The organism is Duganella sp. LjRoot269 (genome assembly GCF_964254095.1).
Lineage (GTDB): Bacteria > Pseudomonadota > Gammaproteobacteria > Burkholderiales > Burkholderiaceae_D > Rugamonas > Rugamonas hordei.
Genome location: NZ_CAXUSL020000001.1, coordinates 1141446 through 1163784 on the forward strand (window position 1 = coordinate 1141446; position 22339 = coordinate 1163784).

The window sequence follows — 22339 nt, forward strand, 5'->3', positions numbered from 1 at the left end:
GGCCCTGCGGATTAGCGCTGTGGAACAACGATCACGGTTTCGCCGGCTTTACCTTTGGCCCCGGTGTCGCCCTTGGCGCCGTCGTAGCCGGTGGCACCAGCTTCGCCCTTGGCGCCATCGGCTCCTGTGGTGCCGGTGGCACCTTTGGCGCCGTCGAAGCCTGGTGCGCCGCTATCGCCGGTGGCACCCGTGGCGCCGGTAGCGCCGGGACGAGCCTCGGCACCCGTGGCGCCAGTCGCACCGGTAGCGCCAGGCGCGCCGGCGGGACCAGCGACCACTTGCACCACTGGTGGCGGCGTTTCGCGCTGGCAGGCGGTCAGGGCGAAGGTGGAGGTAAGCGCGAGCAAGATCAGGGCGTGTTTCATGATGAATCCTTTGGGAGAGACTGCGCCGCCGTGTGCGGAACGGCTCGACGGCGTCGGGCGCGAGTTTCGCAGGGCGGTGTGAGGGAATGAGACTATGGCCAAGTGGCCGTGGCCGCCACGTCATGGACGATACGGCGGGGCAGGCGTTGGTGGTAGGTTTGCAGCATGCGCTCTAATGCCGAGGCGAACCGTTCGTTTCCGTACATAGTGGATGGTGGGGAGATCCGCAAACGAAAACGCCAACCTGCGTTGCGTGGGTTGGCGTTTTGGGGCCATTAATGATGCATTTCGGCAGCGGTTGATTGCTGGCCCGCTTGGCCGGGCTGGAACGCTCTTTCGCTTGCCGCCGTGTCGTAGAACGCCTCGAACCGGGCCACTTTGCCGTCTCGCAAAGAGAATACGTGAACCCAGGGACTGTCATATTCGCGGCCGGTTGGCTTGGCCTGCCAACTACCCTCGCCGATGACCACGACCTTGTCGCCGTCGGCAATGAATTGTGTGGGTTCAAACCTGATGGTTTGCAAGGCGGCGCCGAGTTTGGCGAAGAACTGCGCAATGCCCGACCTGCCATGGAAGTTGCCGGAGAATGGTATCAACTCGGATTCCGGAGTGACCCACTCGGCGTCCTCGTGATAGCGGTCCAGCAGTTGCTGGATATCGCCGTTTTTGTAGTGTTGATAGCCCTCCATCACCACTTGCTTGTTTTCCTGCGTGCTCATGTAAGCCTCCCGATGTTGTCGGCTAGCCGACGACGGTCGCGGATGGTCATGTCGCGGTAGTCGATTCAGATAGCCTAATACTCCGCAAAAGGAAGTCAAGCGAGGGCGGGCTTGGGGCGTTGACCGAAAAGTTTGTCATGCAGAAGGTTCAGACGGAGCGGACCTATGCGACGCATGGATTTTTATTTTGGTGGCGGGGCGCCTGCTACGGGACTCCCAGGAACAACAGCGATATTCGTGTTATGGGCAGCGGAGATAAGCCAATGACCGTCGCGCTTGACAAATACCTGGGTAAACAAACCTTCGCGAGGCGTGCGCGGCGTGCCGTCCGGATTTTTATCACCGCGCAGCCCCCACGTCTGGTGGGCAACGGCGACGTCCGGCTTTAGAAAGCGTATATCCAATTTCAGGTTAGTCCACACGCTATCCTTGAACATCATTTCGTGGACTAGCGCATGGTTTTTCTTGATCTCGGCAGGTCCGATCCATCTCCGGCCATTGACCTGAACAAAATCGGCGTCATCGGTGAAGAGGCTGGAAAGCGCCGTCATATCGTGGCGGTTCCAGGCGTCCTGCCAACGACTTTCGACTTGCTGTATCGCCAAATCGTCATCCGAAGGGGCCGCACGAGCGGACGACAGATCCGTCACCGCCAAGGTCGTAAACAACGCAAGCACAAGTCGGAATCGCATCAATGCTCTCCAGTTGATATTGCAAATAAAGCCATATTGACATATTAGCGATGGTTTTGCGTTAGTCAAGTGCGATCGGAATCGGCAAACGAGCGTCCGCTGACTCGGAGTCAGGACTACGGAACCCACAAACGACAACGCCCACTTGCATGAGTGGGCGTTGCGTGAGGTATGTTCTTGGTGGCCCGGGGCGGAATCGAACCACCGACACAAGGATTTTCAATCCTCTGCTCTACCAACTGAGCTACCAGGCCAAGGGCCGCAATTATAGCAGACGGCCCCTGGGGTTTGACAAGGGCCAGTTGCGACTTTTATTGACAGCAATAATGTCGAGGTATAAATTTGGTCGTTTCGGCTATCTCATTCGACAGGGACAACATGAAACAGGCGACTTGGTTGTTGGCGGGGCTGGCGTTCACTGGCGTGGTACATGGCGCCGAGCTGACGCCGGTGCAAAAACAGATGCGCGAGATTTATCAGGAGCTGGTGGAAACCAACACCACCAATTCGATCGGCTCGTGCACCGTGGCCGCCAACAAGATGGCCAAGCGCCTCAAGGACGCCGGCTTCAAGGACGCCGACCTGCACCTGATCGTGCCGCCCGGCGGGCCGAAAAAGGGTAACCTGGTCGCCCGCATCAAGGGCGACGGCAGCAAGAAGCCCTTGCTGCTGCTGGCCCACATCGACGTGGTGGAGGCCAACCGCGAGGACTGGCTGCGCGATCCGTTCAAGCTGGTCGAGGAAGACGGCATGTTCTACGCGCGCGGCTCGTCGGACGACAAGGCCATGGCCGCCTCGTTCGTCGCCAACATGATCCGCTATAAAAAGGAAAAGCTGGCGCCCAAGCGCGACGTCGTCATGGCGCTGACCTGCGACGAAGAGATGGTGCCGACCAAGTTCGACGGCGTCGAATACCTGTTCAACCACCACCGCGCCCTGATTGACGCCGAGATCACGCTGAACGAAGGCGGCGGCGGCCTGCTGGACAAGGAAGGCAAGCCGGTACGCCACGGCATCCAGGCCGGCGAGAAGGTCTACCAGAGCTTCCAGCTGGAAGTCACCAATCCGGGCGGCCACAGCTCGGCGCCGTACCGCGACAACGCCATCTACCACCTGGCGGACGGCCTGTCGCGCCTGGGCAAGTTCGCATTCCCGTTCAAGCTGTCGGACGTCACGCGCGCCTTCTACGAGAAGATGTCGACCATCGAAAAAGGCCAGGTGGCGGCCGACATGAAGGCCATCCTCAACAATCCGCCGGACGAGGCGGCGCTGGAGCGCCTGTACACGCTGAGTCCTTCGCACAACTCCACCGTGCGCACCACCTGCGTGGCGACCCAGGTCAACGCCGGCCATGCCGACAACGCCTTGCCGCAGCGGGCGCGCGCCACCGTCAACTGCCGCATCCTGCCGGGCGAGCCGATCGAGGAGGTGCAGGCGACCTTGCAGCGCGTGGTGGCCGACGACCAGATCAAGATCACCCGCATCGGCGAAGGCGTGGCCAGCCCGATGCCGCCGCTGACGCCGGCGCTGATGAAGGCGGTCGAGGAAATCAGCAACGACATGTGGCCGGGCGTGCCGGTGATTCCGACGATGTCGACCGGTGGCACCGACGGCCGCTTCCTGAACAGCGCCGGCATCTGGACCTACGGCATCAGCGGCATGTTCCACGGCCCGGAAGGCAGCGGCGCGCACGGCCTGAATGAACACATCCGCGTCAAGTCGCTGTACGACGGCCAGGAGTACCTGTACCGCCTCGGCAAGCGCCTGGCCACGGAATAACCCCGGGGTTATTCAGACACGATGATGCGCCAGCGCCAGGGTTTCAGCACGCCCTGGCCTTCGTCGCCGGCCAGCTTGTATTTCTGCAGCGTGCCGGTCGGGTTGACGATCACGCGCACGTTGTTGTTGCCCTGCTGGCGCTTGAAGGCGAACAGCTGGTCGTTGCCGACGTCGAGCACCTGCACCGGCGCGCCGCTGGCGCCGTTCCACAGCGCGGCGTTCTCCTTCTTCAGCTGATTCAGGCCGGCGTAGAAGCCTTCCAGCTCATAGGTCTTCCAGTCGATGGGATCTTTTTCGAAGAACTCCAGCTTTTTCTCCAGCCGCGATTCCTGGCCGCTGTAGATCAGCGGCATGCCGGGCAGCGTGTAGCTCAGCACCGCCATCGCGCCGTAGGCCGGGCCGTACAGGTCCTTGTCGGAACCCTGCCACGAATTGATGTCGTGGTTGTTGGTGAACTGCAGACGGTAGGCGTCGCGCGGGTAGGGCTTCGGCGGATTGGCCACGAAGGCTTTCAGTTCGGCCGCGCCGGCCTGGCCCTTGCCGATTTTTTTCATGATCTCGTTGAGCGGCCAGTCGTAGCTGGCATCGAAGGCCTTCTCGTGCAGCGCCGGTTCGTTCCATTCGGCCAGCATGAACACCGGCTTGATCTTGTCCAGCTGCGCGCGCGCCTGGTTCCAGAACTCGGTCGGCACCAGGCCGGCGGCGTCGCAGCGGAAGCCGTCGATGCCCGCTTCGCGCACCCAGTAGGCCATGGCGTCGGTCATGCCCTTCCACAGCGCCTTGTTGCCGTAGTCGAGGCCGATGACGTCGGTCCATTCCTCGGTTCCACCCGCTTCGTTCTTGAAGGTGACGGAATAGATTTCGCCCTTGTCGTTTTTCTTGTACCAGTCCGGATGCTGGGTGGCCCACGGGTTGTCCCAGGCGGTGTGGTTGCCGATCCAGTCCAGTATCACGTGCATGCCCAGCGCGTGCGCCTGCTTGACCATCTTGCGCAGGTCGTCCATGGTGCCGTAGTCCGGGTTGACGGCGGTGTAGTCCTTGACCGCGTAGTAGCTGCCCAGCGTGCCCTTGTGGTTCTGCTGGCCGATCGGGTGGATCGGCATCAGCCAGATGATGTCCACGCCCATCGCCTTCAGGCGCGGCAGCGCGGCGCTGAAGGCGTTCAGCGTGCCTTCCTTGCTGTACTGGCGAAGATTGACTTCGTAGATGTTGGAGCTGCGGCTCCAGGCCGGGTGCTTCACGGTGCTGTTCTCGGCGTGGACCGCGAGCGGCCCGTACAACAGGGCTGCCAACGGCAGCAAGGCGGCAAGCTTTTTCATGCGTCTCCTTTTATTGTTTCAACGTGCGTTCGAACAGTTGGTAGATGCGGCGGTATTCATCGTACCAGCTCTCCGGGTGGACGAAGCCGTGACGCTCCATCGGATACGGCGCCAGTTCCCAGTTGTCCTTCTTCAGTTCGATGAAGCGCTGGGCCATGCGCACGGAATCCTGGAAGAACACGTTGTCGTCGATCATGCCATGGGCGATCAGCAGGTTACCCTGCAGCTTGTCGGCGTATTCGATCGGCGACGACACCTTGTACGCGTCCGGGTCCAGGTCCGGCGTGTTCAGGATGTTGGCGGTGTACTCGTGGTTGTAGGTGGTCCAGTCGGTGACGGGACGCAGCGCGGCGCCGGACTTGAACTGTTCCGGTGCGCGCAGCATCGCCATGAAGGTCATGAAGCCGCCGTAGCTGCCGCCGTAGATGCCGACGTTTTTGGCGTCGCCCTGGTGGTTGGCGATCAGCCAGTTCAAGCCGTCGATGTAGTCTTCCAGTTCCGGATGGCCCATCTGGCGGTAGATCGCCGTGCGCCAGTCGCGGCCATAGCCAAGCGAGGCGCGGTAGTCCATGTCCAGCACGATGTAGCCTTTTTCCACCAGCAGGTTGTGGAACATCTGCTCGCGGAAGTAGACCGGATAGCGCTTGGTGGTGTTCTGCAGGTAGCCTGCGCCGTGCACGAACATCACCACCGGATATTTCTTGCCCGCTTCCAAGGTGGCCGGGCGGTACAGCTTGGCCCAGACCGGATCGGCGCCGTGCGTCGACGGTACGGCGACGATTTGCGGCGCGACCCATTCGCGCGCCTTGTAGTCGGCGGTACGGGTGTCGGTTAGCTGGGTGGCGGCGCCGCCGCTGCTGGCGACGGTGGCGATCTGCGTCGGCATGTAGGCGGCCGAGTAGCGCACCAGCAGCTTGCGGCCATCCGGCGACAGCGCGAAGCTTTCTACGCCGCCCAGCGACGTCAGCTCGCGCAGCGCGCCGTCCTTGGCCGAGGCCGAGCAGACTTCATAGGTGCCCGGCAGCTTGGGATTGCACAGGAAGTAGGCGGTGCTGCCGTCGGCGTTCCATTCGATGGCGCTGGTTTCCCATTTGCCGGAGGTCAGCGCGCGCGACTTGCCGTCGGCCGTCATCGTGTACAAATGGGCGTAGCCGCTTTCTTCCGACTGGTACCACAGCGTGCTGTTGTCCGGCTGCCAGCCGAAATCGTTGCCGCGATTGTTGACCCATGCGGCATCGCTCAGGCGGTGCACCGGTTTCAGCCTGGCTGCCGCCAGGTCGACGGTGGCGATCCAGCGGTCCTTGTTGTCGATCGCCTGCGCCATCACCGCCACTTGGGCGCCGTTGGCGGTCCAGTGGATCGACTCCTCGCGGGACTCGAAGCGGATGCCGCGGTTGCCTTTGAGCGGATCGAGCTTGTGCGCGGCGCGCAGCTCGGCCAGCGGATCGACGTTGATGCCGGGCAGGGTGTCGAACGACAGCTCGGTCACCTTGCGGGTCGCCAGTTCAACCAGTTTCAGTTGCTGCGCCTGCGGGCCGGTATCGCTGACGCGCTTGCGCTGGTCGTCGGTTTCCTCGTAGCCCGATTCGGTGACGTACTTGGCCAGCTTGCCGATGCGGCGCTTGTCGCCGTCCTTGGCGCTGGTGACCACCAGCAGGTAGCGGCCGTCCGGCGACAGCGAGCTGGCGTCGATGGTGACTTTGTCGCCCAGGTAGACCGGCAGCGGCGCGCGGGTGGCGTCGGCGCCGCGCTCTTCGTTGCGGCGGTCGCGCGTGGCGTCCTTCTCTTCCTTCAACCGCGCCAGCGTGGACATCAGGCGCAGTTGCAGGTCGCGGCGGGTGTCGGCGTCCGGTGCGGCGTCGGGATCCTTGGCGGTGCGCAGCAGCGCGACCGGCGACACCAGGCGCTCGCCGCGGCTCCAGCTGAACCAGTCGCTGGCGACGCGGAACTGCACGTGGGCGCCGTCGGCGGCATATTGCGGATCGGCCGCCGGCGTGGTGCCGCGCAGGATCTGCGTCAGCGCGCCGGTCTTCAGGTCGCGCTCGAACAGGTCGCCGTTGCGCAGCAGGATGGCGCGCGTGCGGTCGCGGTTGTAGACCGGATCGGCGCTGTCCAGGTTGGCCAGCCGCTTGTCGTCCACCTTCTTCGCTGCGTACGGTGTGGCGATCTGGAAGGTGTCGCGCAGTGGCGAGCCGGCGCGCTTTTGCTTGAAGTAGACCTGGCGGCTGTCCCAGCCCCACCATGCCGCTTCGACCGGGTTGCCGATCCAGTCGGGATTGGCCATGGCCTGGTCCAGCGTGATCGGGGAGGGAGTGGCGCCGGCGCTGGCGGCAAGGGAGCCGGCCAGTGTGGCGGCTAACAGGGGCAGGACAAAACGCATTGGTAGGTTCGCTTTGAGGTTGGGTGAACGGGAGCGCCGGATCGCGGCGCGTCCAAGATTCTAGCCCAAGCCTCAGTTGCGGGCCATCTTGTCGGAAGTGCCATGCTTGGCGTCCGGGCCGCTGCGGTGCGGCGACAGGCGCAGCGCCAGCAGCAGCATCACGCCGGCCGTCAGGCAGACGCCGATCAGCGCCGCCAGCATGACGGCGCTGCCGCCCCAGTTCAGCAGGCGCGCGCCGAGCGCGGGACCGAAGGCGCCACCGGCGCCGCCGGCGGTGCCGATCAGCGCGACGCCGATCGCCGCGTGGCGGCGCGGCAGCAGGCCGGCCAGTATCGCCAACAGCAGCGGCGCGGCCGAGGCGACGCCCAGCACCGCCAGCGACAGCCCGGCCAGCGACCATGCCAGGCCGTCGTTGGCGGCGATCGCCAGTCCCAGCCCGCCGGCGGCCAGCACCATGCAGGCGACGAAGTGGCCGCGCCGTTCGTGGCGGTGGTCCGAGTCGTGGCCGATGGCGACCATGCCGACCACGCCGGCCGCATACGGCAGCACGGCCAGCCAGGCCGGCTGGATGTCGGCGCCGTCGGCACCCCAGCGCCGCAGCAGGTCCGGCGCCAGCGCGGCCAGCGCGTAGCCTGCGCCGATCAGCAATAGATTGGATACGGCCAGCAGGGCGATGGCCGGATCGCGCGCCAATGTCCAGCTGATCGCGGCGGGGCCGGCATCGGCATCCCGCGCCGCGGCGCCATGCTGCGCCTCGTCGCGTTCAAGGTCCTGTTCCACCATCTGCTGTTCGAACGGCGACAGCCAGTCCGCGTCGTCCGGCTGCTCGTCGAGACACAGCCAGACCGCCACGCCCAACAGCGCGGCGGGCAAGCCTTGCGTCAGCAGCAGCCATTGCCAGCCCTGCAGGCCGCCCTGGCCGTGCAGCGCCTGCAGCGTGTAGCCGGACAGCGGCGCGGCGGCGGCCGCGGCGATCAACGCGGCGGTGGCGAAGATGGCGTACACGCGGGCGCGCCGCGCGGCCGGGTACCAGCAGCTCAGATAGTAGATCACGCCGGGGAAGAAGCCGGCTTCGAACACGCCGACCACAAAGCGCAGCGCGTAGAACTGGAAGGGCGTGCGGACGAAGGCGGCGGCGGCCGAAGCCAGGCCCCAGCACAGCAACAGGCGCGGCAGCATTTTGCGTGCGCCGATTTTTTGCAGCAGCAGATTGCAGGGCAGCTGGAACAGGCAGTAGCCGAGGAAGAACAGGCCGGCGCCCCAGGCGGCGGCCTGGTCGCCGAAGCCGAGGCTGTGCCGCATCTGCGATTGCGCGTAGCCGATGTTGACGCGGTCCAGCCATGCCAGCGCATAGCCCAGCATCAGCAAGGGCAGCAGGTGCCAGCTGATCTTGCGATAGATGGCGTCCATGCCGGCGGCGCCGCGCAGATGCAGCAGCTTGGCGCCCGCGCTCATGGTGCGGCTGCCGGCGCGGTGGATGCGATGGCGGAATCGGTCTGCATGTTGCCGATATTAGCCGCACCTAAAAGCTTAGGCAAGCTCCCGGCGCTTGGCGCCGCTCAATACAACAGGGGACTTCAGGCGGCGGCGCCGCTGGAATAGATGCGGGTGCGACGCGGACGCAGTTCCGGCTGGCTGGCGGCATCGTCTTCTTCCTGCGCCAGGAACATGCTGCCGATCTCGAACCACTCCTCGCTGGAGATGACCTTCTGCGCCAGCGGCAGCAGTTCCTGCTCTTCCTTGTCCAGCCGCTTGAGCAGGTTCTGGCAATACAGATCGACGGTGCGGCACAGGAACTTGCCCTGCGAGGCGCTGCGGCGCATCGCGCGGCGCAGGCATTTGTGCACCGCGTTGAGCATCGCGCCGCCCAGCTTGCTCAGCGATTCCATATCGTTCATCAGCGCGGCGCAATTGCTGTCGGCCGCGCGCACGGCCGGCATCAGGCAGGCCTCGACCTTGCGCTGGTGGCGCGCCTCGGCAAAGCTGGTCAATTCCTTGAGCTGGGATTCGATGAACACAGGATCGATTTCCTGCGGACGGCGGGCGATCGACTGCACGTACTGCAGCAGCCGCGAGATGAAGTGGCGTTCCTTCTTCTGTTCGATAGATAGTGTCAACAAGACATAGGTGGCAGTAAGCATAACGTTTCCCGTATTTCGTCTGACTTCGGCTGCGCGGCAACGTCGGATGGTGGACACGCCCGAGGTGAGGAGTGTTACCTTAGCCCCGAGGCGGGCTCATTCCACGTCGATTTACAATTGTTCACATCTGCTGGTGTGTCAATAACATAGCGAAGATTACCGGCGGGGAAAACGAGTTGTATGCACGTCAAGCCGGTCGTGATCGTGCGTACTCTTCCTGTCTGAGTAGGAAATTATGCACCTTTTTTGCGCGCGAAAATACGTGATTTATTACGGCGATCAAAAATAATTTGTATCAGCCGCGGCGATTTTTCGCCGCGGCTCTATGCTGCGTTGCGGCGAAATCAGGCGCCCAGCGGCGCGCCCAGATAGGCGCTGCGGGGCAAGCCGAAGCCTGCCTTGACTTGACGCGCCGTGTCATCGGCCAGCACTTCGGACTCGCCCGCCTCCAGCGCGGTGACGATGGCCTGCGCGACGTCGGCCGGCGCCGCTTTCGGCGCATCGATGCCGGCGGTCATGTCGGTGTCCATATAGCCCATGTGCGCGCCCAGCACTTGCGTGTTTTGCGCGAACAGCTCGCCGCGCAGGCCGTTGGTCAGCGCCCAGGCGGCCGCTTTCGACACGCTGTAGGTGCCGGTGCTCGGCAGGCTGATCCAGCTCAGCGCGGACAGGATGTTGACGATGGCGCCGCCGCCGTTGCGCTTCAGCGTCGGGGCGAAGGCGTTGCTCAGGGCCAGCGGGCCGAAGAAGTTGGCTTCCAGCTCCAGGCGGGCGGTGGCGATGGCCTCAGGCGACGTCACGCCGCCGCCGGAGGAGATGCCGGCGTTGTTGATCAGGATGGTCAGGTCGGGGATGGCTTGCACGGCGGCCTTGATGTCGGCCTCGCTGGTGACGTCCAGCTTGATCGGCGTCACGCCCGGCAGGGTGACGGCGGCGGGATTGCGGGCGCCGGCATAGACCTTGCGCGCGCCGGCGTTGAGGGCGGCTTGCGCCAGGGCTTTGCCCAGGCCGCGGTTGGCACCGGTGACGAGTACGACGGCATCTTTGAAGTTCATGATAGTTCCTTTGGTGTGGTTAAAAATATAAATATGACCGGTCATCTTAAAAAACAGCGAAAAAAAACGGTACTGCCTGAGTTACCTCAAACTACATCAAAATCCGGTCCAGCGTCATGACCAGGAAACGCTCCAGCGGCGCCCGGCTCTTGGCCGCCTTCGCATGCAGCACGGCGCCCTGCCATGCGTCGATGATGAAGTTGGCCAGTTCCAGCGCCGGCTGTGCCGTGCTGACGCTGCCGCCGCGCTGCGCCTCGGCGATCAGCACCGCCAGCCTGGCGCTCCATTCGTCGTAGGAATCCCTGAGCGCCGTGCGGATCGCCGGGATCTGGTTCGACAATTCCGAACTGAAGTTGCCCAGCAGGCAGCCGCAGTTATAGTCGTTGACGGCGTTGGCTTCGATCAGCAAGCCGAAATACCGTGCCAGCCTGGCCTTGGGTTCCAGCGCCGTATCGTCCAGCACCGCGAGGTGCTCCCCGGCCACGCTGGCATAACGCTGCAACACTTCGATCCCCAGCGCTTCCTTGCTGGCGAAGTGGTTGTAGAACGAGCCCTTCGGTACACCGGCCGCTTCCGTGATGTCTTGCACACTGGTCGCATTGAATCCTTTGCTGTGCAGCAGGTTCAGGCTGGTGGTAACGATTTGCTCTTTGACGTTAGGTTTAGGCATGTGCGTAATATGACTGGTCGTCTTAAAAAAGTCAAAGGCTTTTTTCCTATGGAAGTGATAGCATACCGATAGTTTTTTACTTATGGTTAAGAGGATTGTGTAATGAAGGCAATGGCATCAACCGGTATCTGGATTTCCCTGGCGCTGCTGGCGGGCTGCGCGTCGACCCCTGAGGCGGCGCCGGAGGCTCCGGCGACGGCGAAAACGGCCAAGTGCAATCGCAACGCCGACGCGCCGACCGGCAGCTCGATCACGCGCCGCGATTGTTCGGCCAATCCGGACGTGCAGACGGTCGATGCCAAGGAGTTGCTGGACCAGAAGCGTTTCACGATGCCGACCGATCCAGGCAGCCGGCGCTAGTTACAGTTGCAGTTGGGCTAGAATAGAAACTCCGCAGTCGATCCGGAGTCCGCTTGTTTCCCCGTTTGTTCATTCTTGCCGGTTTAGCTATGCTGCTGTCCGCTGCGCCGGCGTGGGCGGGCTGTTCCCGGACCATAGTGGTGCCGGTGGCGCCGACCGGCTTCAGCGTCATCATCGACGGCGGCAAGGTGTCTGGCGTGTTTCCGGACGCGTTGCGGGAACTGGGCAAGAAAGCCGGCTGCGAGTTTGCCTTCCCGGTGATTCCGCGGGCGCGCATTTCGTATATGTTTTTGCAGTCCGGCGAGGCCGACCTGCTGTTGCCGGCCTCGCGCAGCGACGAGCGCGACAGCCAGGCCGACTTCGTGCCGATGATGAAGCTGAAGATGGCGCTGATCAGCAACAAGAACGGCCCGGTACGCGCGGCCAGCGTGGCCGAACTGCTGGCGCACCCGGACTGGCGCGGCGTGGCGGTGCGCAGCTATGTGTTCGGCAACGAGTACAACGCGCTGATGGAGCAGCTGGAGGCGCAGCGCCGCGTGTCGTATGCGGCGGCGCCGCTGATGGTGGCGCGCATGATGAAGGCGGGGCGGGCCGACTTTACCGTTGTCGCGCCGACGATATTTCTGACCTCGCTGAACGAGGATCCGGAGATGGCGGGCTTTGCCGGCCAGGTGCGGTTCTCGGCGCTGGACGGCTTGCCGCCGACCGACAGCGGCATTTATGTGTCGCGCCGCTCGCTGAGCAAGGCCGACCAGGCGCAGCTGCACCAGCTGCTGAGGCAGGCGGCGCAGGGCACGTTGTGGAAATGGTTTCAGCATTACTACCCGGCGCATATCGCGGCCTTCGCGATCCGCCACCATGAACCGGTCACCAAGTGAGGGAATCCATGCGCCGCCTGCTGCTGTCATTGTTGCTGGGGTTGTCGTTGTCCGCGCCCGCTCTCGGCGCGCCGCTGACGCTGAAGATGTGCATCTTCGATCATCCATTCCCGCCGATGACCTTGCCGGACGGCAGCGGCCAGGCGCAGGAGCTGTTGCGCCGCGCCTCCAGGCTGCAGCCGGTGCTGATACAAAACGTGGTCAAGCCGCGCTTCGACTGCATGGAGCAGCTGCGCACCGGCCAGGTGGACGCCATGCTGGCCGCCTTCATCGAAGACCGGACCTCGTACAGTGCCTTCCCGATGGCCGGCTCGCAGCCGGACACCAGCCGCGCCGTCGGCGAGCTGAACTTCTCGGTGTCGCGCCGCCAGGGCGGCACGGTGGAGTGGGACGGCCGCCGCTTCCACGGCCTGGGACGGCAGCCGGTCGGCACCCAGCCGGGCTTGCTGCACGTGGCGCTGCTGCGCCAGCTTAACGTCGTCATCGACGACAGCGGCGGCAGTCCGGAACAGGTGTTTGCCATGCTGGCGCAAAACCGCGTGGCGGCCGTCGTGACCCAGCAGGGCGAGGGCGAGACGCTGATCGCCGACAAGTACCGGGGCCAGATCGAGATGCTGCCGCGCCCCTTCATCGTCACGCCGATGTATCTGATCGTCAACAAGGCGTTTTATCAAAAGAACCAGGCGCAGGTCGAGGCGTACTGGGATGCGATCAGGCAGGCACGCGGCGGCAAGTAGCCCAAGTAGCATAAAGTAACAGTTTTGCTTGCTGCACTGCACTCTTGGTATGATGTCCGACAGCCGGCCACGAGCCGGCCATTTCTTATAAACGTCGGAGATCACCGAATGAGATTACCTCTGCTGCTGCTCGGCACCGCCGTCGCGGCGTCCAGCGCAATTGCCGCGCCGCGCGGCTTCACTGTAGAAGACATGGTCAGGATGGAGCGCGTCGGCAGCCCGGTGCTGTCGCCGGACGCCGCCCGCGTGGTGTACACCGTGCGCTCGACCAATATGGACAAGAACCGGGGCAACACCCAGCTGTGGATGCTGGACTTGCGCGCGCCCAAGGCGGCGCCGGTGCGCCTGACCCAGGCCGACGCCAGCAGCAGCGATCCGGAATGGTCGCCGGCCGGCGATGCCGTCTACTTCCTGTCGGCCCGCTCGGGCTCGCAGCAGGTGTGGCGCCTGCCGCTGGCCGGCGGCGAAGCGGCCAAGGTCACCGACCTGGCGCTGGATGTCGAGAACTTCCGCCTGTCGCCGCAGGGCGACCGGCTGGCGCTGAGCGTGGCCGTGTTCCGCGACTGCGCCGACCTGGCTTGCAGCAAGGCCCGCCTCGATGCGCAGGGCAAGAACAAGGCCAGCGGCAAGATCTACGACAAGCTGTTCGTGCGCCACTGGGACACCTGGGCCGATGGCCGCACCAACGTGCTGTACTCGGCGCCGATCGACGCCACCGGCAAGGTCAGCGCGCAGCCGGTCAGCCTGTCCGGCATGCTTGACGGCGACGTGCCGTCCAAGCCGTTCGGCGACCACGACGAATACCACTTCAGCCCGGACGGCAAGACCGTCGCGTTCTCGGCCCGCATCGCCGGCAAGACCGAGGCGTGGTCGACCAACTTCGACGTCTACACCGTGCCGGCCGACGGCGGCGCGCCCAAGAACCTGACCGCCGACAACCAGGCCTGGGACACGAAAGCGATCTACTCGCCGGATGGCAAGACGCTGGCCTACCTGGCCATGGACAAGCCGACCTTCGAGGCCGACCGCTTCCACCTGGTGCTGGTCGACGTCGCCAGCGGCAAGAAGCGCACCGTGGCAGACGGCTGGGACCGCTCGATCGCCGACTACCGCTGGACGCCCGACAGCAAGACCTTGCTGGCCACGGCCGACGACGTCGGCCAGCACCGCCTGTTCGCCATCGACGCCGCCAGCGGCAAAGTGGCGCCGCTGACCGGCAACGGCTATGTCAGCGCCTTCGACGTCGCGCGCGACACGGTTGTCATGGCGCAGGCCAACCTGTCGTCCGGCGCGCAGCTGTACAAGTTCAAGCTCGGCGGCACGGCTGACAAGGCGGCGCAGCTGACCACGCTGAACGCGGCCGCGCTGGCCGACGTCAAGTTCGGCGAGTACGAGCAGTTCTCCTTCACCGGCGCCAACGGCGAGACCGTCTACGGCCACGTGATGAAGCCGTGGAACGCGCAGCCCGGCGTCAAGTATCCGATCGCCTTCCTGGTGCACGGCGGCCCGCAGGGCAGCTTCGGCAACTCGTGGAGTTACCGCTGGAATCCGCAGGTGTATGCCGGCGCCGGCTATGCCACCGTGTTCATCGACTTCCACGGTTCGACCGGCTACGGCCAGAAGTTCACCGACTCGATCAGCGGCGACTGGGGCGGCAAGCCGCTGGAAGACTTGCAAAAAGGCCTGGCGGCCGCGGTGCAGAAATTCCCGTGGCTGGACCGCGAGCGCAGCTGCGCGCTGGGTGCGTCGTACGGCGGCTTCATGATGAACTGGATCGAGGGCAACTGGTCCGACGGCTTCAAGTGCATCGTCAACCACGACGGCGTGTTCGACACGCGCGGCATGGCCTACGCCACCGAGGAAATCTGGTTCACCGAATGGGAAAACGGCGGCGCCTACTACGACGTGCCGGAACTGCACGAGAAGTTCAATCCGGCGCTGAAGGTGAAGAACTGGAAAACGCCGATGCTGGTGGTGCAGGGCGACATGGACTTCCGCATCCCGACCGCGCAAGGCCTGGGCACCTTCACCGCGCTGCAGCGCCGTGGCGTGCCGAGCAAGCTGATGGTGTTCCCGGACGAGAACCACTGGGTGCTGAAGCCGGCCAACTCGGTGCTGTGGCACCACACGGTGATCGACTGGCTCGATACCTACCTGAAAAAATAAAACCAGTTTAACGATACAACGCCCGCGACGACGCGGGCGTTGCCGCATTCAAGGACAGAACATGAAAAAAACATTGATCGTTGCCGCCGTCGCGCTGGCCTGCAGCACCGCCCAGGCCGCGCCGGCCGCCGCTACAGCCGCCGCTGGCACCTCCACGCGCGCCGAAAACGCCTTCCTGTCGCAAGCCGACGCCGCCGCCCGCTCGGCGCGCGTGGCCAATGTCGACTACACGCTGGAGTTTGTACTGACCGGCAAGGAGACCTTCTCCGGCACCACCACACTGGACTTCGACCTGAGCGACGCCAGCCAGCCGCTGACCATCGACCTCGACAAGGCGACCATCGCCAGCATGACGGTCAACGGCAAGGTCGTCGCGCCGCAATACAACCAGTGGTTCATCACCATCGCCCCGGCCGACCTGAAGGCCGGCCGCAACCGCGTCACCATCGCCTACCAGCGCCCGCACAGCACCAACGGCGAAGGCTTGCACCGCATGGTCGACCCGGTCGACGGCCGCGTCTACACCTATTCGCACTTCGAGCCGGCCGCCGCGCACCAGATGTTCCCGCTGTTCGACCAGCCGGACCTGAAGGGCACGTACGAAGTCACCGTCACCACGCCGGGCGACTGGGTGGTGTCGTCGACCAAGCGCGAGACCGGCATCCAGGAGATCGGCGCTACCCGTCGCTGGACCTTCCCGCGCACCAAGAAGCTGAGCACCTATAACTTCTCGATGCACGCCGGTCCGTACAAGGTGTGGGAAGACAGCAGCGGCAAGTACCCGATGCGCCTGTTTGCGCGCCAGTCGGTGGCGGCGCAGGTGTCGCCGCAGGACTGGTTCAAGTACACCAAGCAGGGCCTGGCCTTCTTCGACAACTACTTCGGCGTGCCTTACCAGTTCGAAAAATACGACCAGCTGCTGGTGCCGGACTTCCTGTACGGCGCGATGGAAAACGCCGGCGCCATCACCTTCGCCGAGCGCGGCTTCCTGTACAAGGAAGAAATGACGGCGGCGCAGAAGCAGAGCCTGGCCGGCGTCATCATGCACGAGATGGCCCACCAGTGGTTCGGCGACCTGGTGACGATGAAATGGTGGAACGGCCTGTGGCTCAACGAATCCTTCGCCTCCTTCATGGGCACCCTGGCGACCGCCGAATCGACCGAGTTCAGCAACGCCTGGCAGGGCTTCTATTCGGGCGCCAAGCAGGGCGCCTACGTGCAGGACCAGCGCGTGACCACGCACGCGATCGAGACGCCGGTGCCGTCGACCGCCAACGCCTTCGACAATATCGACGCCATCACCTATTCCAAGGGCGCGTCGACCCTGAAGCAGCTGCGCCATCTGCTGGGCGAGGAAGTGTTCCGCCAGGGCGTGCACAACTACCTGGTCAAGTACTCGTACCAGAACGCCAGGCTGGACGACTTCATCGGCAGCCTGGGGGAGGCCGCGCACCGCGACCTGAGCGGCTGGACCAAGCAGTGGCTGTACGAGCCTGGCGTCAACACCATCGCGGCCGAGTTCAGCTGCGCCGGCGGCAAGATCAGCGCCTTCAAGCTGCGCCAGGCGGCGCCGACCAAGGCCATGCCGACCTTGCGCGAGCAGCGCGTGCAGATCGGCCTGTTCAACCTGGGCGCGCAGGGTCTTGCGTTGAGCAAGAACGTGGCCGTCACCTACCAGGGCGCCAGCACCGCCGTGCCGGAACTGAAGGGCGCCGCCTGTCCGGACCTGGTGTATCCGAACTATCAGGACTGGGGCTATGCCCAGGTGCAGCTGGACAAGAAGTCGTTCGCCACCGCGCAGGCCAGCCTGAGCAAGGTGGACGATCCGCTGCTGCGATCGATGCTCTGGCAAAGCCTGTGGGACAGCGTGCGCGACGCCAAACTGCCGCTCAACGACTTCCTCAAGACCGCGCTGGCCAATGCGCCGGCCGAGAAGGACTACACCTTGTTGGGCGACATCGTCGGCAAGATCCGCGCGTCCAAGCATTACCTGGACCTGATGGGACCGTCCGCCGCGGCCTACAACGCGCAGGTCGGCGCGCAGCTGGAGCAGATGGCGTTTGCCGCCATGCAGGCGTCCAGCGGCGACAAGAACTTCCAGCGCCGCTGGTTCTCGCTGTTCATGGGCGTGGCCAGCAGCCCGGCCGCGTTGCAGCAGATGGCCGACATCCTCAGCGGCAAGCTGGTGGTGGAGGGACTGAACGTCAGCCAGGACGTGCGCTGGGAAATCGTCGGCCACCTGAACCGCTACGCCTATCCGGGCGCGGCGGCCTTGCTGGCGGCAGAGCAGGAGCGCGACAAGTCCGACAGCGGCCAGTCGGCCGCGCTGGCCGCCACCGTGGCCCAGCCGGACGCCAAGGTCAAGGCCGAATGGCTGGCGACGATCGCCGACCTGAAGACCAAGCTGCCGTTCTCCAAGATCCGCACGGCCATGAGCAGCATGTATCCTGCCGAGCAGGGCGCCTTGAACGAGCTGAGCGCCAATCAGCGCCTGGCCACGCTGGGCCAGGTCGACAAGGATGCCGGCCCGGTCTTTATGCGCAGCTACGCCACCTCGATGATACCGGCCGCGTGCACGCCGGCCAGCGTCCAGCGTTTGCAAGCGACAATTGTTAAATTGAAAGATTTGTCTGCTGGTACAAAACGTTCCCTTTTGGTAACTCATCAGGAAGATGAACGCTGTGTTGCCATTAAGAAAGCGATGACAGTATTTTAATTGCCGGTCGTTAGACCTCGAAAGCCAGCCGGCCGGCTGGCTTTTTTTTTACCCCCTCCGGTTGTCGCTCGATAGCCGCATGAAGTCGGACTTAAGCAGGTATTTAGCGGAAGATGGCTAATTTTTATCGGCTATATCAATGTGATGCAAATTTTCAGTATCTTTGCTGTTTTTTGTGAAATAACAACACAAATATGCCCAAATTAACATGATTTTGTGACTGATGGATGACCTCGCTTACATAGCGCAATCCGTATTTTGTTTGGTTTTATTGAAACATAAGAAAACAATTAAGCTTAGCATTTCAGCATTGCTGCGGTGCTCGTTTGATATATTAATTGTTACTTTTTAAAAGTAGAAACGGGTACCAGCTGGCGCACAGACCGGGCGGGCCATGGCTTAACCAAACCACAAGGCAAGAGAATGAACCATTTCACGCAACTGAAAACGATCGGCGCCGCTACGTTCGGCGCGTTGGCGCTGATGGGCGCCGCACCGGCCATGGCGGACACCATCAACTTTGAAACGATAGGCTCGGCCATCTACAACGGCACCGAGACCTTCAGCGAAGCCGGCTACAACATGACGGTGATCGATACCCCGGCAGGCGATCCGCTCAACCCCGGCTTCGCCGGCGCCATCGGCAACGGCAGCGATCCCTATCTGTGTGCGATTGCGGCCTGCCCAAGTGGCAACGGCAGCTATTTTTACCTGGGCGTCAACGACGGCAGCCTGAAGGTGACCCGCGCCGACAACCAGGCGTTTCGCCTGAACAGCGTGGACTACGCCTTCCTGGCGCCGGTCGGCGGCCTGGCCGGCTATTCCTACGGCCAGATGACGGTGGTCGGGCAAAAAGTGGGCGGCGGCAGCGTTTCCTTCAACTACGATTTCCCCGCGCTGAGCGGCGGCCAGTCGCCCTTCCTCGGCGCCGCACTGAGCCATGACTTCGGCAACACCGTCTTCAGCAGCGTGACCATCGGCGCCTGCCTGTTCGATGGCGCCAGCTGCGTCAACCCGGCCGGCAACCAGGCGCAGTTCAGCATCGACAATCTGAACCTGGCCGCCGTGCCGGAACCGGAAACCTACGCCATGATGGGCCTGGGTCTGGCCGTCATCAGCCTGCTGTCGCGCCGCCGCGCAAAAAAAGCCGCTTCGATCAACGCCTGAGCACGAGACCATACATGAAACTTCGTCCTATTTCCTCCGCAGTCCTGATGCTGCTGGCGACGGTTGCCAGTTCGGCCTTCGCCGACGCCGAGCGCCATTCGTACATCGTGCAGCTGACCGACAAGCCGGTCGCCACCTACACCGGCCAGGTGGCCGGCCTGGCCGCCACCATGCCGCCGCAAGGCCAGCGCCTCGATGTCGACGCCGCCGACGTGCAGGCCTACCTCACCTACCTGGATGCCAAGCAGAACGACGTCATCAACACCATCAGCGCCGCCGAGATCACCCACAAGTACGACGTGGTGTTCAACGGCTTTGCCGCGATGCTGACCGACGATGAAGTGCGCGCGCTGAAAAAGAACAGCGGCGTGGCCGCCATCACCGCCGACTCGATGATGGAGCTCGACACCAGCTACACCCCGAGCTTCCTCGGCCTCGACAAGGCCGGCGGCCTGTGGGAACAGCTGGGCGGCAAGGGCGCGTCCGGCGAGAACATGATCATCGGCATCGTCGACGGCGGCATCTGGCCTGAGCAGCCGAGCTTTGCCGACCGCGTCGACGACAACGGCAACCCCAGCCACAGCGGCGCGACCCGCGTCTACGATGCGCCGCCGGCCAGCTGGAAGGGCAGCTGCGACATCGGCGAAGGCTTCGGCGCCAACAACTGCAACAACAAGCTGATCGGCGCGCGCTACTACAAGGCGCCGTCGCAGACGCTGCACTGGACCGAGTTCCTGTCGGCGCGCGACTCGGTGGCCGGCACCGAAGGGTCGGGCGGCCACGGCGACCATACCGCCAGCACCGCCGGCGGCAACAACGGCGTGACGGTGACCACCGGCGGCGTCAACCTGGGCAAGATCACCGGCATGGCGCCGCGCGCGCGCATCGCCGCCTACAAGGTGTGCTGGACCGACGGCGCCACCGCCAAGAACGGCTGCGCCACGTCCAACAGCGTCTCGGCGATCAACCAGGCGGTCAAGGACGGCGTCAACGTCATCAACTTCTCGATCGGCCCGAGCTCCGGCGGCGGCACCTTCAACGAAGCGACCGAGCAAGCCTTCCTGGGCGCGGCGGCGGCCGGCGTGTTCGTCGCCGCTTCGGCCGGCAACTCCGGCCCGACCTCGACCGCGCCGGCGCCGGCCTCCCACATCAGCCCGTGGCTGACCACGGTCGGCAACTCGACCCATAACCGCATCTACCTGGCCGACGCCGTGCTGGGCAGCGGCGCCACCGTCAGCGGCGCTTCGGGCAACGCCAACACGCCGTCGGCGCCGCTGATCCTGGCCAAGGACGCCGGCCTGGCCGGCGTCGATCCGGCCGACATCAATCTGAGCCGCTGCTTCGGCGCGGCCGACGGCCAGCCCGCCCTGCTCGATCCGGCCAAGGTGTCGGGCAAGATCCTGGTCTGCGACCGCGGCAACAACGTGCTGGTCAACAAGAGCGCGAACGGCAAGACCGCCGGCGCGGTCGGCGTGATCATCGCCAACGTGGAGGGCGGCGCCACCACCATCCTGAACCAGGCGCACTCGATCTCGACGATCCACATCACCAAGGAAGACGGCGCGGTGGTCAAGAACTACATCGCCGCCAATCCGGCCGGCGCCACCGGCTCGCTGGGCAACCTGCACGCCGCGCTGGACGCCACCGTCAAGGCGCCGATCATGAACGGCTCGTCGTCGCGCGGCCCGAACGTGGCCAACGCCAACATCCTCAAGCCCGACCTGACCGCGCCCGGCACCGACATCCTGGCCGCCGTGTCCGCCGACCTGACCCGCGACCAGCGCAATGCCGTAGCCGCCGGCGGCGTGGCGCCATCGGTCAACTGGGCGTTCTACACCGGCACCTCGATGGCGTCGCCCCACGTGGCGGGCATCGCCGCGTTGCTGAAGCAGCGTCATCCGGACTGGACCCCGGCCGCCATCAAGTCGGCGCTGATGACCACCGCGACCGACACCTTCGCCGATGGCCAGAACGGCGCCATGGCCTGGGACGCCACCGCCAGGACCACCGGCACCCTGCCATGGGGCCAGGGCGCCGGCCATATCGCGCCGACCTCGGCGGCCGATCCCGGCCTGGTGTACGACATCGCGCCGGTCGACTACGTGCGCTTCCTGTGCGGCCAGAACCTGGTCTACACGGCGGCGCAATGCTCGGCGGCCGGCGGACCGATCACCGCGCAGAACCTGAACCTGGCTTCGCTGACGGCCGGCAACGTCCTCGGCTCGATGACGCTGACCCGCACCGTCACCAACGTCGGCGCCACCAGCGCGACCTACAACGCCGCCGCTTCGGTGCCGGGCTACACGGTCGACGTGCAGCCGGCAACGCTGGTGCTGGGCGCGGGCGCCAAGGGCACCTTCACGGTCAAGATCACGCGCACCAACGCGCCGATCGACACCTGGGTCTACGGCAAGCTGGTATGGACCGACGGCGTGCACACGGTGCGCAGCCCGCTGACCGTGCGCGGCAGCGCGCTGGCGGCGGCAGCGTCGGTGTATAGCGAAGCGACCACCGGCAGCAAGATCCTGACCGTGGGCACCGGTTTCGCCGGCAGCATGAGCAGCGTCAAGGGCGGCCTGATTCCAGCGGTCCAGGAATCGCGTGTCGTCGGCCAGGCCAACACGGCGGCCAACACCACCAGCCAGTGCGCGGCGGGCGGCGCAACCGGCGTCAACGTGCATACGGTGACCATCCCGGCCGGCACGCTGATGGCGCGCTTCGCGCTGTTCGACGCCGACACGACCGGCAACGGCCACTCCGACCTCGACCTGGTCGTGGTCAAGGGTACGACCGCGGTCGGCAGCAGCGGCGGATCGACCGCCAACGAGGCGGTGCAGCTGCTGGCGCCGGCGGCGGGCGACTACAAGGTGTGCGTGATCGGTTATGCGCCGGTGGGCGGCCAGGCAACTTATGCACTGTCGAGCTGGGTGGTGCAGCCTACTTCGACCGGCGGCAACTTCAAGGTGCTGATGCCAGGCGCGGCCACCATCGGCGGTACCGCTTCGGTGGGCATGAGCTGGTCCGGCCTGCCGGTGGGCAAGCGTCACGTCGGCGTGGTGAACTACCTGATCGGCGGCGTCAAGCAGGGCACGACGGTGATCGATGTCGACACCACCGATCCGTTGCCGCTGTTCCAGAGCGCACGCAGCAAGCCAGTGCTGGCTGACTGATTGTTCCGGCTGTAGGAAGAAGGCC

17 protein-coding genes and 1 tRNA gene are annotated in these 22339 nt (G+C 64.5%); 8 read left to right on the plus strand and 10 right to left on the minus strand.

The genetic code is table 11. From position 1 onward, the window contains the following. Positions 1–11 precede the first annotated feature (11 nt). From ACSQ3S_RS04930 to ACSQ3S_RS04945, 4 genes are all read right to left on the minus strand, one after another. Positions 12–365: a collagen-like triple helix repeat-containing protein gene (locus ACSQ3S_RS04930; RefSeq protein ID WP_436141728.1), complete on the minus strand. Its 354-nt coding sequence runs from the start codon at positions 363–365 to the stop codon at positions 12–14. A gap of 275 nt (positions 366–640) precedes the next feature. After that, positions 641–1084: a nuclear transport factor 2 family protein gene (locus ACSQ3S_RS04935; protein ID WP_436141729.1), complete on the minus strand. Its 444-nt coding sequence runs from the start codon at positions 1082–1084 to the stop codon at positions 641–643. A gap of 182 nt (positions 1085–1266) precedes the next feature. Continuing rightward, complete coding sequence (locus tag ACSQ3S_RS04940; RefSeq protein ID WP_436141730.1) at positions 1267–1776, minus strand: YybH family protein; 510 nt, start codon at positions 1774–1776, stop codon at positions 1267–1269. Positions 1777–1954: 178 nt separating this feature from the next. Continuing rightward, positions 1955–2030 (minus strand) — tRNA-Phe (locus ACSQ3S_RS04945). A gap of 124 nt (positions 2031–2154) precedes the next feature. On the opposite strand from ACSQ3S_RS04945, the gene ACSQ3S_RS04950 reads away from it, so the two are divergent. Continuing rightward, positions 2155–3555, plus strand: a complete 1401-nt coding sequence (locus ACSQ3S_RS04950) for a M20/M25/M40 family metallo-hydrolase (protein WP_436141731.1) — start codon at positions 2155–2157, stop codon at positions 3553–3555. Positions 3556–3563: 8 nt separating this feature from the next. Here the strand turns inward: ACSQ3S_RS04950 and ACSQ3S_RS04955 are convergent, their stop codons facing one another. The 6 genes from ACSQ3S_RS04955 to ACSQ3S_RS04980 form a co-directional block, all read right to left on the minus strand. Next, positions 3564–4874 carry an alpha-amylase family glycosyl hydrolase gene (locus ACSQ3S_RS04955; protein ID WP_436141732.1) on the minus strand — a complete coding sequence of 437 codons (1311 nt, stop codon included), beginning with the start codon at positions 4872–4874 and terminating at the stop codon, positions 3564–3566. 10 nt (positions 4875–4884) lie between these two features. Beyond that, positions 4885–7254, minus strand: coding sequence for a prolyl oligopeptidase family serine peptidase (locus ACSQ3S_RS04960; RefSeq protein WP_436141733.1), 2370 nt, complete (start codon positions 7252–7254; stop codon positions 4885–4887). 72 nt (positions 7255–7326) lie between these two features. Continuing rightward, on the minus strand, positions 7327–8709 hold the full coding sequence (locus tag ACSQ3S_RS04965; RefSeq protein WP_176655446.1) for an MFS transporter: 1383 nt from the start codon (positions 8707–8709) through the stop codon (positions 7327–7329). A 122-nt stretch (positions 8710–8831) separates the two neighbouring features. Next, positions 8832–9395, minus strand: coding sequence for a hypothetical protein (locus ACSQ3S_RS04970; protein WP_176655447.1), 564 nt, complete (start codon positions 9393–9395; stop codon positions 8832–8834). A gap of 344 nt (positions 9396–9739) precedes the next feature. Further along, positions 9740–10450 carry an SDR family oxidoreductase gene (locus ACSQ3S_RS04975; RefSeq protein WP_176655448.1) on the minus strand — a complete coding sequence of 237 codons (711 nt, stop codon included), beginning with the start codon at positions 10448–10450 and terminating at the stop codon, positions 9740–9742. Positions 10451–10541: 91 nt separating this feature from the next. Further along, on the minus strand, positions 10542–11120 hold the full coding sequence (locus ACSQ3S_RS04980) for a TetR/AcrR family transcriptional regulator (protein ID WP_413447651.1): 579 nt from the start codon (positions 11118–11120) through the stop codon (positions 10542–10544). Between the two features lie 111 nt (positions 11121–11231). Between ACSQ3S_RS04980 and ACSQ3S_RS04985 the strand changes: the two genes are divergently transcribed. The 7 genes from ACSQ3S_RS04985 to ACSQ3S_RS05015 all read left to right on the plus strand — a co-directional run bounded on the left by ACSQ3S_RS04985 (position 11232) and on the right by ACSQ3S_RS05015 (position 22314). Next, positions 11232–11480, plus strand: coding sequence for a hypothetical protein (locus ACSQ3S_RS04985; protein WP_436141734.1), 249 nt, complete (start codon positions 11232–11234; stop codon positions 11478–11480). 89 nt (positions 11481–11569) lie between these two features. Further along, positions 11570–12358 carry a substrate-binding periplasmic protein gene (locus ACSQ3S_RS04990; RefSeq protein ID WP_436141735.1) on the plus strand — a complete coding sequence of 263 codons (789 nt, stop codon included), beginning with the start codon at positions 11570–11572 and terminating at the stop codon, positions 12356–12358. A gap of 8 nt (positions 12359–12366) precedes the next feature. After that, complete coding sequence (locus tag ACSQ3S_RS04995) at positions 12367–13095, plus strand: hypothetical protein (RefSeq protein ID WP_436141736.1); 729 nt, start codon at positions 12367–12369, stop codon at positions 13093–13095. 108 nt (positions 13096–13203) lie between these two features. Continuing rightward, positions 13204–15261: a prolyl oligopeptidase family serine peptidase gene (locus tag ACSQ3S_RS05000; protein ID WP_436141737.1), complete on the plus strand. Its 2058-nt coding sequence runs from the start codon at positions 13204–13206 to the stop codon at positions 15259–15261. Positions 15262–15322: 61 nt separating this feature from the next. Beyond that, positions 15323–17977 (plus strand): aminopeptidase N, encoded by a 2655-nt coding sequence (pepN, locus tag ACSQ3S_RS05005; protein WP_436141738.1) that lies wholly within the window; start codon positions 15323–15325, stop codon positions 17975–17977. 423 nt (positions 17978–18400) lie between these two features. Then, positions 18401–19144: an NF038120 family PEP-CTERM protein gene (locus ACSQ3S_RS05010; RefSeq protein WP_436141739.1), complete on the plus strand. Its 744-nt coding sequence runs from the start codon at positions 18401–18403 to the stop codon at positions 19142–19144. Positions 19145–19158: 14 nt separating this feature from the next. Continuing rightward, entirely contained in the window at positions 19159–22314 is a 3156-nt protein-coding gene (locus tag ACSQ3S_RS05015; RefSeq protein WP_436141740.1) for a S8 family serine peptidase, read from the plus strand. Positions 22315–22339: the final 25 nt, after the last annotated feature.

Bases quoted from the DNA above. Each gene is read 5' to 3' on its own strand.
- ACSQ3S_RS04930 (WP_436141728.1), bottom strand. From the start codon at position 365: ATGAAACACGCCCTGATCTTGCTCGCGCTTACCTCCACCTTCGCCCTG.
- ACSQ3S_RS04935 (WP_436141729.1), bottom strand. From the start codon at position 1,084: ATGAGCACGCAGGAAAACAAGCAAGTGGTGATGGAGGGCTATCAACAC.
- ACSQ3S_RS04940 (WP_436141730.1), bottom strand. From the start codon at position 1,776: ATGCGATTCCGACTTGTGCTTGCGTTGTTTACGACCTTGGCGGTGACG.
- ACSQ3S_RS04950 (WP_436141731.1), top strand. From the start codon at position 2,155: ATGAAACAGGCGACTTGGTTGTTGGCGGGGCTGGCGTTCACTGGCGTG.
- ACSQ3S_RS04955 (WP_436141732.1), bottom strand. From the start codon at position 4,874: ATGAAAAAGCTTGCCGCCTTGCTGCCGTTGGCAGCCCTGTTGTACGGG.
- ACSQ3S_RS04960 (WP_436141733.1), bottom strand. From the start codon at position 7,254: ATGCGTTTTGTCCTGCCCCTGTTAGCCGCCACACTGGCCGGCTCCCTT.
- ACSQ3S_RS04965 (WP_176655446.1), bottom strand. From the start codon at position 8,709: ATGAGCGCGGGCGCCAAGCTGCTGCATCTGCGCGGCGCCGCCGGCATG.
- ACSQ3S_RS04970 (WP_176655447.1), bottom strand. From the start codon at position 9,395: ATGCTTACTGCCACCTATGTCTTGTTGACACTATCTATCGAACAGAAG.
- ACSQ3S_RS04975 (WP_176655448.1), bottom strand. From the start codon at position 10,450: ATGAACTTCAAAGATGCCGTCGTACTCGTCACCGGTGCCAACCGCGGC.
- ACSQ3S_RS04980 (WP_413447651.1), bottom strand. From the start codon at position 11,120: ATGCCTAAACCTAACGTCAAAGAGCAAATCGTTACCACCAGCCTGAAC.
- ACSQ3S_RS04985 (WP_436141734.1), top strand. From the start codon at position 11,232: ATGGCATCAACCGGTATCTGGATTTCCCTGGCGCTGCTGGCGGGCTGC.
- ACSQ3S_RS04990 (WP_436141735.1), top strand. From the start codon at position 11,570: ATGCTGCTGTCCGCTGCGCCGGCGTGGGCGGGCTGTTCCCGGACCATA.
- ACSQ3S_RS04995 (WP_436141736.1), top strand. From the start codon at position 12,367: ATGCGCCGCCTGCTGCTGTCATTGTTGCTGGGGTTGTCGTTGTCCGCG.
- ACSQ3S_RS05000 (WP_436141737.1), top strand. From the start codon at position 13,204: ATGAGATTACCTCTGCTGCTGCTCGGCACCGCCGTCGCGGCGTCCAGC.
- pepN (WP_436141738.1), top strand. From the start codon at position 15,323: ATGAAAAAAACATTGATCGTTGCCGCCGTCGCGCTGGCCTGCAGCACC.
- ACSQ3S_RS05010 (WP_436141739.1), top strand. From the start codon at position 18,401: ATGAACCATTTCACGCAACTGAAAACGATCGGCGCCGCTACGTTCGGC.
- ACSQ3S_RS05015 (WP_436141740.1), top strand. From the start codon at position 19,159: ATGAAACTTCGTCCTATTTCCTCCGCAGTCCTGATGCTGCTGGCGACG.